16 protein-coding genes are annotated in these 13166 nt (G+C 67.7%); 10 read left to right on the top strand and 6 right to left on the bottom strand.

From position 1 onward, the window contains the following. Positions 1-10: 10 nt before the first annotated feature. The 4 genes from urtB to urtE are packed head-to-tail and all read left to right on the top strand — an operon-like array spanning position 11 to position 3581. Positions 11-898, top strand: a complete 888-nt coding sequence (urtB, locus tag CA982_RS07065; RefSeq protein WP_086534617.1) for an urea ABC transporter permease subunit UrtB — start codon at positions 11-13, stop codon at positions 896-898. Next, positions 895-2007, top strand: coding sequence for an urea ABC transporter permease subunit UrtC (urtC, locus tag CA982_RS07060; protein ID WP_086534616.1), 1113 nt, complete (start codon positions 895-897; stop codon positions 2005-2007). Before urtB ends, urtC begins: the two co-directional genes overlap by 4 nt. After that, positions 2004-2885 (top strand): urea ABC transporter ATP-binding protein UrtD, encoded by an 882-nt coding sequence (urtD, locus tag CA982_RS07055; protein ID WP_086534615.1) that lies wholly within the window; start codon positions 2004-2006, stop codon positions 2883-2885. The genes urtC and urtD overlap by 4 nt, the downstream gene beginning before the upstream one ends. Before the next feature lie 3 nt (positions 2886-2888). Continuing rightward, positions 2889-3581 carry an urea ABC transporter ATP-binding subunit UrtE gene (gene urtE, locus CA982_RS07050; protein ID WP_086534614.1) on the top strand — a complete coding sequence of 231 codons (693 nt, stop codon included), beginning with the start codon at positions 2889-2891 and terminating at the stop codon, positions 3579-3581. 22 nt (positions 3582-3603) lie between these two features. Here the strand turns inward: urtE and CA982_RS07045 are convergent, their stop codons facing one another. Further along, on the bottom strand, positions 3604-4425 hold the full coding sequence (locus CA982_RS07045) for an SDR family NAD(P)-dependent oxidoreductase (protein WP_086534613.1): 822 nt from the start codon (positions 4423-4425) through the stop codon (positions 3604-3606). Between the two features lie 107 nt (positions 4426-4532). Between CA982_RS07045 and CA982_RS07040 the strand changes: the two genes are divergently transcribed. After that, a complete protein-coding gene (locus CA982_RS07040; protein ID WP_086534612.1) occupies positions 4533-5135 on the top strand; it encodes a TetR/AcrR family transcriptional regulator in 603 nt (200 codons plus the stop codon). A 21-nt stretch (positions 5136-5156) separates the two neighbouring features. Here the strand turns inward: CA982_RS07040 and CA982_RS07035 are convergent, their stop codons facing one another. Beyond that, positions 5157-5897, bottom strand: a complete 741-nt coding sequence (locus tag CA982_RS07035; RefSeq protein ID WP_086534611.1) for a guanylate cyclase — start codon at positions 5895-5897, stop codon at positions 5157-5159. Positions 5898-5944: 47 nt separating this feature from the next. On the opposite strand from CA982_RS07035, the gene CA982_RS07030 reads away from it, so the two are divergent. Together CA982_RS07030 and CA982_RS07025 are read left to right on the top strand one after the other, a co-directional pair. Further along, positions 5945-6124, top strand: a complete 180-nt coding sequence (locus CA982_RS07030) for a hypothetical protein (protein WP_086534610.1) — start codon at positions 5945-5947, stop codon at positions 6122-6124. Positions 6125-6179: 55 nt separating this feature from the next. Continuing rightward, the gene (locus CA982_RS07025; protein ID WP_086534609.1) at positions 6180-6602 is read left to right on the top strand and encodes a hypothetical protein; all 423 of its coding nucleotides are present in this window, start codon (positions 6180-6182) and stop codon (positions 6600-6602) included. 104 nt (positions 6603-6706) lie between these two features. Here the strand turns inward: CA982_RS07025 and CA982_RS07020 are convergent, their stop codons facing one another. Beyond that, a complete protein-coding gene (locus tag CA982_RS07020) occupies positions 6707-7042 on the bottom strand; it encodes a transglycosylase family protein (RefSeq protein WP_086534608.1) in 336 nt (111 codons plus the stop codon). A 336-nt stretch (positions 7043-7378) separates the two neighbouring features. Next, positions 7379-8686: a cytochrome P450 gene (locus CA982_RS07015; protein ID WP_086534607.1), complete on the bottom strand. Its 1308-nt coding sequence runs from the start codon at positions 8684-8686 to the stop codon at positions 7379-7381. 190 nt (positions 8687-8876) lie between these two features. On the opposite strand from CA982_RS07015, the gene CA982_RS07010 reads away from it, so the two are divergent. Continuing rightward, complete coding sequence (locus tag CA982_RS07010) at positions 8877-9416, top strand: TetR/AcrR family transcriptional regulator (RefSeq protein ID WP_086534606.1); 540 nt, start codon at positions 8877-8879, stop codon at positions 9414-9416. Between the two features lie 23 nt (positions 9417-9439). On the opposite strand, the gene CA982_RS07005 is transcribed toward CA982_RS07010, so the two are convergent. Next, the gene (locus tag CA982_RS07005; RefSeq protein WP_086534605.1) at positions 9440-10525 is read right to left on the bottom strand and encodes an NADH:flavin oxidoreductase/NADH oxidase; all 1086 of its coding nucleotides are present in this window, start codon (positions 10523-10525) and stop codon (positions 9440-9442) included. Between the two features lie 60 nt (positions 10526-10585). On the opposite strand from CA982_RS07005, the gene CA982_RS07000 reads away from it, so the two are divergent. Then, the gene (locus CA982_RS07000) at positions 10586-11110 is read left to right on the top strand and encodes a hypothetical protein (protein ID WP_086534604.1); all 525 of its coding nucleotides are present in this window, start codon (positions 10586-10588) and stop codon (positions 11108-11110) included. Between the two features lie 36 nt (positions 11111-11146). Further along, on the top strand, positions 11147-11935 hold the full coding sequence (locus CA982_RS06995) for an enoyl-CoA hydratase (protein WP_086534603.1): 789 nt from the start codon (positions 11147-11149) through the stop codon (positions 11933-11935). A gap of 62 nt (positions 11936-11997) precedes the next feature. On the opposite strand, the gene CA982_RS06990 is transcribed toward CA982_RS06995, so the two are convergent. After that, positions 11998-13149 (bottom strand): acyl-CoA dehydrogenase family protein, encoded by a 1152-nt coding sequence (locus CA982_RS06990; protein ID WP_086534602.1) that lies wholly within the window; start codon positions 13147-13149, stop codon positions 11998-12000. Between the last annotated feature and the right edge of the window lie 17 nt (positions 13150-13166).

Genomic DNA, 13166 nt, shown 5'->3' with positions numbered 1-13166 from the left:
GGATAGACACGTGGAAACCGTTATCGGACAGCTCTTCACCGGGCTCAGCCTCGGTTCGATTCTGCTCCTCGCAGCTCTCGGCCTGTCCCTGACCTTCGGGCAGATGGGCGTGATCAACATGGCCCACGGGTCGTTCATCATGGCCGGGTCCTACACCGCGTACACGGTGCAGGAGTACTTGATCTCCGACGCCGGGGTGTCCCTGCTGGTCTCACTCGTCATCGGGTTCGGTGTCGGCGGCCTGATGGGGGTCCTGCTCGAGGTCACCCTGATCAAGCGTATGTACGACCGGCCGCTGGACACCTTGCTCGTGACGTTCGGCGTGGGACTCATTCTCCAGCAACTCGCCCGGGACATCTTCGGCGCACCGGCGGTCGACGTGGTCGCGCCGTCGTGGTTGTCCGGCGGAGTCGACATCCTCGGCGCGGTCGTCCCCAAGACACGCCTGTTCATCATGCTGCTGGCCGTCGTGGCGGTGACCGCCATCGCGGTCACCATGAAGTACACGCCGATGGGCCGGCGCATCCGCGCCGTCGTCCAGCATCGGGACCTCGCCGAGACCAGCGGAATCTCCAGCCGCCGTACCGACATCACGACGTTCTTCATCGGCTCGGGCCTGGCCGGCGTCGCGGGCGTGGCGCTCACCCTGATCGGCTCGACCAGCTCGAACACCGGGATGACCTATCTCATCGACGCATTCCTGGTGGTCGTCATCGGCGGGCTGGGCCAGATCAAGGGCGCGGTCATCGCGGCCATCGCCCTCGGCGTCCTGAACTCGTTCATCGAATACAACACGACGGCATCGGTGGCGAAGGTCGCCGTGTTCGTCATCATCGTGATCTTCCTGCAGATCCGGCCGCAGGGGTTGTTCACGGTCCAGTCGAGGAGTCTTGTGTGAAGGACTATTTCAGCGGTTCCTGGAAGGTCTGGGCCGGCTTCGGGTTCGCCGCGATCCTGCTGTTCGCGGTCGCGCCCGCCGTACTGTCGGACTTCCGTCTCAACCTGCTCGGCAAGTTCCTGTGCTTCGGCATCGTCGCGGTGGGCATCGGCCTGGCGTGGGGACGCGGTGGCATGCTGACCCTCGGGCAGGGCGTGTACTTCGGTCTGGGTGCGTACATCATGGCGATGCACCTGAAGATCTCCGACGCCGAACTGCGGGGCGACGACGTGCCCGACTTCATGCAGATCGCCGGCATCAGCGACCTGCCCGGGTACTGGAAGCCGTTCGCCTCACCGGTGGTGACGATCCTGGGCATCCTGCTGGTGCCCACGTTCGTCGCGATCCTGCTGGGTCTGGGTGTCTTCAAACGGCGGGTCAAGGGTGCCTACTTCGCGATCCTGTCGCAGGCGCTGGCCGCGGCCTTCGCGATCCTGCTCATCGGTCAGCAGACCACGGGCGGAAGCAACGGGCTCAACCGTTTTCGCAGCTTTTTCGGCCTCGCCCTGAACGACCCGGTGAACCGGCAGCTGCTGTTCTTCATCACCGCGGCCATCCTGCTCGCCGTCGTGGCCATCACGCGGCAGCTGATGTACAGCCGGTACGGTGAACTGCTGGTCGCCGTCCGTGACCAGGAGGAGCGGGTCCGGTTCCTCGGCTATGACCCGGCCAACACCAAGGTCGTCGCCTACGCGATCGCGGCGCTGTTCGCGAGCATCGCGGGCGCCATGTTCGTTCCCATCGTCGGTATCATCTCGCCCGCGGACGTCGGGATCGTGCCGTCCATCGCGTTCCTGATCGGCGTCGCCATCGGCGGGCGCACAACGCTTCTCGGTCCGGTCCTCGGCGCCATCGCGGTGGCCTGGGCGCAGACCAGTCTGTCGGAGAGCTTCCCGTCCGGATGGACCTACGCGCAGGGCATCCTGTTCATCGTGGTGGTGGGCTTCTTCCCGGCGGGCCTGGCCGGACTCGGCGCGCTGATCAAGTGGCGGCGGAGAAGGGCCCCGGACTCGTCCCCGACCGGCGACATCGATGAACACACCGTCACCAAGGTAGGAGTGTCGTCATGACCGAAGCAGAATCGACGGTCGTCGAGCACCTGCCCGTCGCCGGTGGCAACGCCGGGATGGACAGCGACTACCTGCAGGTGCGTGGTCTCAGTGTGGAGTTCGACGGTTTCAAGGCGGTCTCCGACGTCGATCTCACTCTGCTGCAGGGTGATCTGCGATTCCTGATCGGGCCGAACGGGGCGGGCAAGACCACGATCATCGACGCGATCACCGGGCTGGTGAAGCCGACCGGGTCGATTCAGAAGTCCGGTGTCGAACTCGTCGGCAAGAAGGTTCATCAGATCGCGCGTCTGGGTGTGGGCCGGACATTCCAGACCGCCAGCGTCTTCGAGGAGCTGAGCGTGCTGCAGAACCTCGACATCGCCGCGGGCGCGGGGCGTTCGGTGTGGACGATGTTGCGGCGTCGACCCGCCCGGGTCCCCGACTCGATCGCCGAGGCGCTCGAGACCATCGGTCTGCAGCACCTGGCCGATACGCCGGCCGGGGTGTTGGCACACGGCCAGAAGCAGTGGCTCGAGATCGGGATGCTGCTGGTGCAGAACGCCTCCGTGCTGTTGCTGGACGAGCCGGTCGCCGGCATGAGTCACGAGGAGCGGGAGGAGACCGGGAACCTGTTGCGCCGCATCGGTGGTGAACGCACGGTGGTGGTCGTCGAACACGACATGGACTTCATGCGGTCCTTCGCGACCTCGGTCACGGTGCTCGCCCGGGGTCGGGTGCTCGCCGAGGGCACGGTCGCCGAGGTCCAGGCCAACCCCAAGGTGCAGGAGGTGTACCTCGGAACCGCCGCGGGTGGTGAGGAACTCGAGGAGATCGCCGCCGAGACCGACACCGCCGAGACCGGCACCGCCACGCCATCGACTCCGGACAGGGGCTGAATCATGCTGAAACTCTCCGGGGTCCATGCGGGCTACGGTCGCACCGAGGTGATCCACGGGGTGGACATCGAGGTACCCACCGACGGCGTCGTCGCGGTGATGGGACACAACGGTGCGGGGAAGACCACGCTGCTGCGCGCAGCTGTCGGGCTGGTCAAGACCACCAAGGGGACGATCACGTTCGACGGCGTCGACATCACCAGGGCGCGGCCCAGCGCCCGGGTGGGACACGGCATCGCGTATGTGCCGCAGGGGCAGCAGAGTTTCGGTCACCTCACCACTGCCGAGAATCTGCAGGTGGTCGCCGACGGCCGTAGACGCGGCAAGGAACTGGTGGCCGAGATGCTGGACATGTTCCCGGCACTGAAGGAATTGCTGGGACGGCGCGCCGGCCTTCTGTCCGGGGGCCAGCGTCAGCAGCTGGCGATCGCTCGCGCCCTCATCACCGAACCGCGCATGCTCATCCTCGACGAGCCGACCGAGGGTATCCAGCCCTCGGTCGTCGCCGAGATCGAGCAGACCATCACCACGCTCACCGAGCGCGGCGGACTGGGAGTGCTCCTCGTCGAACAGCACATCGGTTTCGCACTCGCCGCGGCGCAGCGGTACTACGTGCTGGAGAGCGGTCGGGTCACGTCGTCGGGTGACGGCGGTTCGACCGCGGAAACCGCTGTGCGCGAGGCGATGACGATCTAGGTTCGACGAACACCCGAGCACCTCAGCCCGACGCTTGCCGGCTGAGGTGCTCCCATTCCCGGTAGGTCTGGGCGCGCGCCCGGTCCATCTCCAGCACGTGATCGAACGACTGGCTTCCGAGGATCAGGCGTCGAGGAGGGTCGGGGAGTGATGCGAGTTCCAGGAGGACCGGCGCGGCCGACTGCGGCGGGGGACCGGCCGCGTCACCCCAGGACATCTCCATCTCGGTCCGCAGGTCGTGATACTCGGGCATCGGTGCGGTGTTCGTCGTTCCGGCGGTGAACAGCCCGGTGTCGTAGCCGCCCATCTGCACGATGGTGACCCTGACGCCGAACCGCTCGACTTCCATCGCGAGCGCCTCGCTGACCGAGTCGAGCGCCGATTTGCCCGCTCCGTAGTAGCCGACGGTCGCCATTCCGCCGCCGGCGCCCATCGACGTGATCTGCAACAGGCGTCCGCCGCCTCGAGCGCGCAGGTGGGGGAGCACCGCTTGGGCGACCCAGACCGCACCGAAGAAGTTCAGGTCCAGATGTGCGCGGATCTGGGCCTCGGTGGCTTCCTCGACCATCCCGTAGAGCATTCCGCCCGCATTGTTGACGACGATGTCCAGATGGCCGAAAGCGCTCACCGCTTTCTCGACGCCGTCGAACACGGCTTCCCGGTCCGTGACGTCCAGCGCAAGCAAGTGCAGGTGCTGCGGATACCGCTCGATCAGCGATGCCAGGGGATCCACATTGCGAGCGACGGCCACGACGCGGTCGCCGGTGGCGAGGGCCGCCTCGGCGAACGCTCTCCCGAGTCCGCGGGATGCACCCGTGATGAACCAGACGCGTGGGGTTGTCATCGTCGCCTCCTAAAGTGAACGGAACGTTCCGTCTCGATAGGAAGGTAGCGGTCCGCCAGGCCGAGTGTCAATACGGATCGTCTCGTTTCATGTACTACTCTGGCGGCATGCCGCACGATGCCGGACCGGACCACTCACGCCGAAAGGAGCGGTCGCGCCAGGCGATCCTCGAGGCGACCCGGGCCCTCGTCGTCGAGCAGCCGTACGACAAGGTCACCGTCGAGGCGATTGCGTCCCGGGCCGGCGTCGGCAAGCAGACGATCTATCGGCGATGGCCGTCGAAGAGTGCGGTCGTCTTCGCGGCCGTGCTCGCCCTGAGCGAGGGCGCCGACGGACAGTCGGTCGTCCTGCCCGACACCGGGGATCTCGAGGCCGACCTGAAGCAGGTCATGCGGGCGACGGTGGCGGAGTTCGACGATCCGTCCTTCGACCGCCTGATCCGGGCGGTCAACACCGAGATCGCGAACGACCCCGATCTCGCTGCGGAGTACCGGGAGAAGCTGTCCCGACCGCTGGACGATGCCAAGAAGGCTCGACTCCGTACCGCCGAGCGCGACGGTCAGCTGCTGCCCGGGACCGATTTCGACCTGCTCCTGGAGATGCTCTACGCCCCGCTGTTCCAGCGATGGCTGCACCGCAGCGGGCCGCTGACCCCGACCTACGCCGACGCGCTGGTCGAGGCGACGCTCCGGGCGTTCGGTGGGAGATGACCGGCAGGTCCCACGCCGGCGTCAGTCCAGCCGGACGCCGACCTCCGGGGTGAGGTCGTGCGGCGCGTGGAGGGGAAGATCGTCGCCGCTCCAGAATCGCCCGGGGTCGAACCAGTTGGAATCCTTCGACGTGTCGAGGATGCCCATCTCGCGATAGGTGATAGCCACCACCTCGGCGCAGTAGGCGGCTTCGAGGCCGGCGCCGTCGGTCGTGCGGTTGCGGCGCTGCTGCCGTTCGTCGCGTCGTTGACGGACCTTGCGGTCGAGGTAGGGGATGCCCCGGACGAGATCGGTCGAGTTGGGCACCCGGCCGCGAAACCACCGTCCGGCCAGGCGTGCGGTCGTCGGGAACGGTGTCCCGTCGAGCTCGGCGATCACCTTGAGCAGAGCGTTCTCCTGATCCGGGGTGACCTCCGGCGTGAGCTGGCGGAACCAACACGCCTGCTTGTAGCGGATCATCCACTGCTCGACGGCTTCTCGCGCGTCGTGTAACTGAACGCCGCGATGATTCGAGCCGGTCCACACATCGGTCAGGCGATCGCCGAGCTCGGCGTGCCAGAGCAGAGGCGGCAGATCGTCGATGCACACCGCCATCGCCACGTGGTTCACCGGCGCGTTGGTCAGCGTGCGGATGGCCCGGTCCGGTCCGGAATGGCCACGGAAGAGCCAGATGTCGCCGGTGCGGGTGGCGTCGAGTGCGTCGGTCAACGAGATGCCGGAGTCGGCGCGGTCTCGGCCGAAGAGAATTCTGCTGGTGGGCACGAGAGAAGGCTAATGCGTCGGCGCCCCGCGCGACCTATCCTGCCCGCATGAGGAACCTCTGGAAATGGCTGGGATTGGCGGGCGCGGTCGGGGTGGCCACCGGCGGGGTGATGGTCGCGCGGGATCAGCGGCAGCGGAAGTCCTATTCGGCCGATGATGTTCGCGCCCGTCTACATCAGCGGCTCGACGAGACCGAGAACGCGGGTGGCGAAGCCACTGATTTGTGAGGAGACTGGGCTGAGTTGGCCGACGGCTCGTCAGGGCGTCGGAGGAAGGAGCATCATGACCGACAACAGCGGCTTCGGCGGCGGATCGTTCAATTTCGGCCCCGAGGACTTCGACCGGTTCGCGCGGGAGGCCGGGGACGGACTGCGTGACGTGTTCGGCAAGCTCTTCGAGGGGCAGGCCGGGCCGGCAGCCTTTTCGATGTTCTTCGACGAGGCAGCCCGGGGCCGTACGCGCACCAAGCCGCGCGAGGAGACCACCGGCGAGGCCGGCTCCGGTGTCTGGGCGGTCTTCGTCGTCGACGACGACGGCGGTGCCCGGGTCGAGCAGGTCTACGCCACCGAACTCGACGCACTGCGCGCCAACAAGAGCAACACCGATCCGCGCCGCAACGTGCGATTCCTGCCGTACGGGATCGCGGTGAGCGCGCTGGATACGACGGTCGGCGACAGCGACAGCGGCGACGCGTCCGCACCGTAGACAGCGACAGACACAACGAGGCCGGCGAGTCCTGAGTGGACCCGCCGGCCTCGTCGTGTCAATGGCTGCACGGGCTCACGGCAGGTGCTGCGCCGGTGCGTGCGTCAGAGGTTGGCGCCGCACGTCGGCCAGGCTCCGGCGCCCTGCGAGGCGAGCACGTTCTCCGCGACGCGGATCTGCTCCTCGCGGGAGGCGTCGGCCGGGTTGCCGGTTCCGCCGTTGGCCTGCCAGGTGCTCATCGAGAACTGGAGGCCGCCGTAGTACCCGTTGCCGGTGTTGGTGGCCCAGTTGCCGCCGCTCTCGCACTGAGCGACCGCGTCCCAGTTGCCGCCTGCCGCGTGTGCGGTGGACGTCAGCATCCCGAAGGGTGCGGCAGTCAGTGCGCCGACGATCGCGGCGCGGGCGACGAGCTTGGTCATGTGGGTCTTGGTCATACGCATGGTCTTCGTTCCTCCTCACCGCCCCGGGGTTGGCAGGGCAGTTGATCTCGGACCGTGGGCGACCATACGGGTTCGGTAACGGCTGGGTCACGTCGACGCCGTGACCTGCAGGGTTCGGATAACGTCCGGATAACGCTGTTAGCTTTCCGGTGAATTCCCAGCGCATGGCGCAATTCCGTGGGGGCGTTCGTGCGGGCGTGTTCGGACGCGTTCGATGACGAAGGTCACACGTCGGAAGTGGGGCCCGTCACGTTCGGGGCGGTGTCGGACGGGGGTCGGCGTGGTAGGGCCGACGCATCGGGATCTCCTGGGGGCGTGCCGAGGCGATCGAGTGGGTCAGCGGGGGAGGACCGCGATCCGCCCGCCGCGGGACGGGGCGTAGGCCACCCCGCGCGAGAACCAGCGTTCGGGCTTGTCGTCGGTCGGCAGCAGCTGGAAGTCCGCCAACAGTGTCCGCAGGGTCACGTCCATCTCCATGGTCGCGAACGCAGCCCCGATGCACCGCCGGGTCCCGCCGCCGAAGGGAAGCCAGGCCGGCGAGGGCTTGGTGCCCAGAAAGCGGGTCGGGTCGAAGAGCTCGGGCCGAGCGAATTCGCTGCTGTCGTCGTGGAGAAGGGCGATCGAGACGAGGACGTTGTATCCCTTCGGGATGCGCCATTCGCCGAGGTCGAGATGGTCGGCGACGACATGCCGGCCGGCGAAGTCGATGACGGGCCGGCTGCGCTGGACCTCCAGGATCGTGGCGTGGCGGTAGTCGTGTCCGCCGGCGTCCACCTCGGCCACGAGTTCACGCACCACGTCGGGGTGCCGCCGCAGCCGCTCGAGGGCCCACGCGAGGGTTGTCGCCGTGGTCTCGTGCCCGGCGGCGAGCATGGTGGCCAGTTCCTCGGCGATCTCGTCGTCGGTCATCGGACTGCCGTCGTCGTAGGTGCTGCGAAGCATGATGGCAAGGATGTCGGTGCGCTCGTCCAGTTGAGAATCCCTGCGCGCCTTGTTGATCAGTCCGCCGACATAGTCCCGGTATTCGGCATTGCGTCGTGCGTACCGGTGATTGGGGTCGATCCGACGGAGAGGGCGTGGGAGTGGGGGTACCGTTGCGGCGCGCGAACCGACGGTCACCATCGGCGGGATCATGTCGCGGAGTCGGTCGAGCTCGCTGCCCTCGGCGCCGAAGACCGCGCGGAGGATGACGTTCAGGGTGATGCGCATCATCGGTTCGATGGAGGCGAACTCGACGCCGGAGGGCCAGGACGCAGACTCGGCGCGGACCTCGTCGACCACCAACTGTTCGTACGATCGGATCGGCTTGCCGTGCAACGGCGGGGTGAGCAGTTTGCGTCGGGCGCGGTGCCGGGCGCCCTCCAGGGCGAACATCGATCCGGTACCGAGGATGCGACCGAGGTTGGGCTGGACGTTCTCGACCTGGTCGCCCGCGGTGAACAACTCGCGCGCCATCGCGGCATCGGAGATGACGACGGACGGACCGAAGACGGGCAGGTTCACGGTGAACGCCGAGCCGTGCCGGTCGTGGAGGTGGCGGAAGAAGTGCCGGCGCGACACGACCGCGCCGAGCCCCTGGATGGCAGACGGGATCGACGTGGTGGGCGGGAGAACCGCCTCACCGCTTCGGGTCGGTGTGTTCACGAGCGTGGGGTCCTCTCGCCGCAGCTGGCTGGTACGTCTACGTACCAGCCGACGGTACGCTCGCGTACCGGCCAAGACAAGGGCCTATGCTCGAAGGGTGACTGCTGGACCCGGCCCGCTCGCTCCGCTCCCGGCGCCCTGGCCGAGTTCGTCAGCCAGTGCGTCGACCCGCGATCGGCTCCTCGCCGCGATGCTCGAGTGCATCGTCGAGGCGGGTTACCGCGACACCACGGTCGCCGACATCGTGCGGGTCGCGCGGACCTCGAGGCGGTCGTTCTATCAGGAGTTCGCCGACAAGCAGTCGTGTTTCTTCGCGCTGCTGACGGTGACCAACGAGTTCATGATCGCTGAGATCGCGCGGCGCGTCGACCCGGAAGCATCCATCGAAGATCAAGTGCGACAGGCGGTGTCGTCATACGTCGAAGCGAGTGAGCGGTATCCGGGTCTCACGTTGAGCTGGATTCGCGAGTTGCCCGCGCTCGGCAGCGCCGCCCAGGCGGTCAAGGACGAGACGATGGAAGCGTGGATCGAACTCTTCGTCGGCCTCACCTCGACCCCGACGATGGCCGCGGCGGGGGTGGTGCCGATGGACCGCCAGCGCGCGATCTTCCTCTGGGGTGGCTTCCGGGAACTGACTGCCGGCGCGGTCGAATCCGGGACTCCGCTAACATCGATCATCGAGCCCGCGACCGCGGCGTCCCTCGCACTGGTGACGCCACCGCGCCGATAGGTTCATCAGGCGCCGTGTGGATCTCAGTGCCACGAACCGCGTTGATATTGCGGGGGATACGGTGCCTGCCGACGGTCGATGCCCAGCTCGTGGGCGGCGCGTAACGGCCACGACGGCTCCCGCAGCGCGACGCGTCCGAAGAAGACGGCGGTGATGTCGTCGTCGCCGGCGACCTTCTCGGCCTGGTCGGGCTCGGTGATGAGGCCGACCGCCGCGGTCGGGACGCCCGACTGCCGGTGGATCGAGCGGGCGAGATCGACCTGGTAGCCGGGACCGACGGGGATGTCGGCGAGGACGTTGCCGCCCGACGAGACGTCCACGAGGTCGACGCCGCGGGCGGCGAGGAGAGAGGCGAGTCGTGCCGATTCCTCGACGTCCCATCCACCCTCGGTCCACTCGGTGCCGGATACGCGGATGAACAGCGGCTTCGAGGACGGCCACACCGCGCGGACCGCGTCCACGACCTCGAGGGTCAGCCGGGTGCGTCCGTCGAAGTCGCCGCCGTAGGCGTCGGTGCGCCGGTTCGAGAACGGGGAGAGGAACTGATGGAGTAGGTAGCCGTGCGCCGCGTGGATCTCGACCACGTCGAAACCGGCGTCATCGGCTCGACGAGCGGCCTGTGCGAACGCGTCCACCACCGCGGCGATCTGCTCGGTCGTCATCGCGGTGGGGGCGGGCAGTCCCTCGAAGGCGACGTCAGAGGGGCCGAATGTCGTCCAACCGCCGTCGTCGAGCGGGATCGCCCCGGAGCGATCGTCGAACGGTGCATAGGTGGAGGCCTTGCGCCCCGCGTGGGCGAGCTGGGTGCCGATGACCGAGCCCTGCGAATGGACGAAGTCGACGATGCGCCGCCACGCCGCGGCCTGGTCGTCGTTCCACAGGCCGGCGTCGTGGGCGCTGATCCGACCTTCGGGAACCACGGCTGCCGCCTCGGTGAGGATGAGTCCGAAGCCGCCGGCGGCTCGGGCGCCGAGGTGTGTCAGGTGCCAGTCGGTGGGCACCCCGTCGCCGGCGAAGCAGCTGTACTGGCACATCGGGGCGAGCCAGATACGGTTCGGGACGGCGACGTCGCGGAGGGTGATCGGTTCGAAAAGCGCGGTACTGGTCACGAGGAGACACAACGACCGACGGAGCGTCGTATTCCCGCCCCGCTGCCATATCGTCGAGGCATGACCGATTCGTCGTGGAGCGCGCAGCGATGGTCGTTCGTGCTCGCCGCAGCCGTGTTCGCGTCGGTGTGGGTCGCGGTCGCCGTGGCCGGCCCGGCCCGGATCGCGGGGCACATCGACGCCGCCGGCGAGGTCACCAGGTGGGATTCGAAGTGGGTCGTGCTGGCGGGACTCGGCGCGGTCGGCCTGCTGTTCGTGGTGATATTCGGCTTCTCCGGTCCGCTGCTCGCACGGTTGCCGGCGCGAGCGGTCAACCTGCCCGGCCGGCGCCGCAAGGAATACTGGATGCGCGCTGCGCACCGCGCCGAGTTCAACCGGCTGATGGCCGAGGACCTGGAGCTGATCGGGGCGGCCACGATGCTGCTGCTGGCCTGGCTGCTCGCGGCGACGACGCTCTTCTCGGCGTCGGGGGAGGCGTCGATGAACGGCTGGGCGTTCGCGGTACCGCTCGTCGTCTACGTCCTGGCCCTGATCGGCTACACCGTCTATATCGCGGTCGGCGCCCGATACCGCGTCAATGAGTAGAGACCAGACCCGACGAACGGAAGTGAGGCTGCTGAGATGAACGATCAGGCCCTGCACGAGGCGGTGTCGACGGAGATCGCCGGACCCCTCGGGGTGATCACACTGGGGGATGCGCGGCGCCGTAACCCGTTGTCCACGAGCACGATGCGGGCCATCACCGGCGCTCTGCGGAAGTTCGACGACGACCCGCACGTACGCGTCATCGTGATCCGGGCACTCGGACCCGCGTTCTCCGCCGGGCACGACCTCGGCGAACTCGTCGACCGAACCCTCGACGACGAACGGGCTGTCTTTGCAACGTGCACGGAATTGATGCGGACGGTCCACGAGGTGCGTCAGCCCGTCATCGCCGAAGTCGCCGGCATGGCCTTCGCGGCGGGATGTCAACTGGTCGCTACGTGTGATCTGGCCGTCGCCGGGCGCAGCGCGAAGTTTTCGACCCCCGGCGTACGGATCGGCCTGTTCTGCTCGACGCCGATGGTCGCACTGACACGCGCCGTCGGCCGCAAACGTGCCATGCACATGCTGCTGACCGGGGAGGCGATCGACGCCGAGACCGCCGCGGACTGGGGACTCCTCAGCGGTGTCGTCGACGACGAGGCGCTGGAAGGCGCGGTGCGTGAACTGGCTCTGCACATCGCCGGGTCGAGTGCCCGGACGGTGTCGATCGGCAAGCAGGCCTTCTACAAGCAGATCGAGCGCGACGAGGCGTCGGCCTATGTGGAGATGTCGGAGACGATGGCGACCAATGCGATGACCTGCGATGCGCAGGAGGGGATGTCGGCGTTCCTGCAGAAGCGGAAGCCGGTCTGGACCGACAGCTGAGTCACTGGTGAACGCAGAATCGCCACCTCCGGAAACCGGGAGGTGGCGATTCTGCGATGCAGTCAGGCGTCGATGTGCGCGGTGGCGGTCGCGAACCGTGCGAGATGGGCGTCGGCGGTGCCGAATTCGTACTCGATCGCGGTCAGGCGCTTGAAGTAGTGGCCGATCGCCAGCTCCTCGGTCATCCCCATGCCGCCGTGCAGTTGCACCGCGTTCTGGCCGATGAACCGGGCGGCACGACTGACCGTGGCCTTCGCGGCCGAGATCGCCGCCGCCCGCTCGGCCGGGGAGCCCTCGAGCGACAGGATCGCGAAATACTGTGCGGCGACCGACTGTTCGAGTTCGAGGTGCATGTCGACCATGCGGTGCTGCAACACCTGAAAGCTGCCGATCGGCACACCGAACTGCTCACGCTGCTTGGAGTATTCGACGGTGTCGGTGAACACCTTGCGCATCAGGCCGACGGCCTCGGAGACGACCGCCGCGGTCGCGGTGTCCCAGGCCTTCTCGAGGATCTCGATGGCGTTCTCGTCGGCGATGAGCGCGTCGGCGGGCAGGCGCACGTCGGTGAACGTGATGTCGGCGGCCTGACGGTCGTCGATGGTGCGCAGCCGGTGCAGTTCGAGACCCTTCGGGCCACCGTCGGCCAGGTCGATCAGAAACAGCGAGACGCCGGCAGGATCGTGCGGTTCGCCCACTGTGCGGGCGCTGACGATGAGGTAGTCGGCGAGCGGCGCCGTCGTGACGACGGCCTTGGTGCCGTTGAGCACCCACTCGTCGCCGTCGCGGTCGGCGCTGGTCTCGATGCGCGAGAGCACGCCGCCCGAACCGTCTTCGAGCGCGGCGAGCGCGCTCAGGGCCTCGCCCTCGGCGATGCGGCCGGCGGCTGCGAGGGCGACCGGGTTGCCGGTTGCGTGCAGCAGACCCGCGCCGAGGACCACCGAGTCGACGAACGGCTCGACCACGAGAGCGTGTCCGAGCGCCTCGGTGACGACCATCAGTTCTTCCGGGCCGCCGCCGAATCCGCCGATGTCCTCGGGCAGGCAGGCGCCGACGACGCCGAGGTCCTCGACGAAGGCCTTCCAGATCTTCGGTTGCCAGCCCTCGCCGACCTTCGCCGCGTCGCGGCTGACCTGCAGGTCGTACCGTGCGTCGAGGAACTTGCCGAGACCGTCGGACAACAGTTGCTGTTCGGGTGTGAGTGTGAAGTCCATCAGTTATCTCCTGTGAC

Origin of the sequence: Gordonia lacunae, from assembly GCF_002149015.1 — a bacterium.
Lineage (GTDB): Bacteria > Actinomycetota > Actinomycetes > Mycobacteriales > Mycobacteriaceae > Gordonia > Gordonia lacunae.
Note: the sequence above shows the minus strand (reverse complement) of the source record. Positions and strands in the feature narration are given on the sequence as shown.

Coding starts and splice junctions, on each gene's coding strand:
- CA982_RS07030 (WP_086534610.1), top strand. CDS start 5,945: ATGAGGAACCTCTGGAAATGGCTGGGATTGGCGGGCGCGGTCGGGGTG.
- urtE (WP_086534614.1), top strand. CDS start 2,889: ATGCTGAAACTCTCCGGGGTCCATGCGGGCTACGGTCGCACCGAGGTG.
- CA982_RS07020 (WP_086534608.1), bottom strand. CDS start 7,042: ATGCGTATGACCAAGACCCACATGACCAAGCTCGTCGCCCGCGCCGCG.
- CA982_RS07000 (WP_086534604.1), top strand. CDS start 10,586: ATGACCGATTCGTCGTGGAGCGCGCAGCGATGGTCGTTCGTGCTCGCC.
- CA982_RS07040 (WP_086534612.1), top strand. CDS start 4,533: ATGCCGCACGATGCCGGACCGGACCACTCACGCCGAAAGGAGCGGTCG.
- CA982_RS07045 (WP_086534613.1), bottom strand. CDS start 4,425: ATGACAACCCCACGCGTCTGGTTCATCACGGGTGCATCCCGCGGACTC.
- CA982_RS07025 (WP_086534609.1), top strand. CDS start 6,180: ATGACCGACAACAGCGGCTTCGGCGGCGGATCGTTCAATTTCGGCCCC.
- CA982_RS06990 (WP_086534602.1), bottom strand. CDS start 13,149: ATGGACTTCACACTCACACCCGAACAGCAACTGTTGTCCGACGGTCTC.
- CA982_RS06995 (WP_086534603.1), top strand. CDS start 11,147: ATGAACGATCAGGCCCTGCACGAGGCGGTGTCGACGGAGATCGCCGGA.
- CA982_RS07010 (WP_086534606.1), top strand. CDS start 8,877: ATGCTCGAGTGCATCGTCGAGGCGGGTTACCGCGACACCACGGTCGCC.
- urtD (WP_086534615.1), top strand. CDS start 2,004: ATGACCGAAGCAGAATCGACGGTCGTCGAGCACCTGCCCGTCGCCGGT.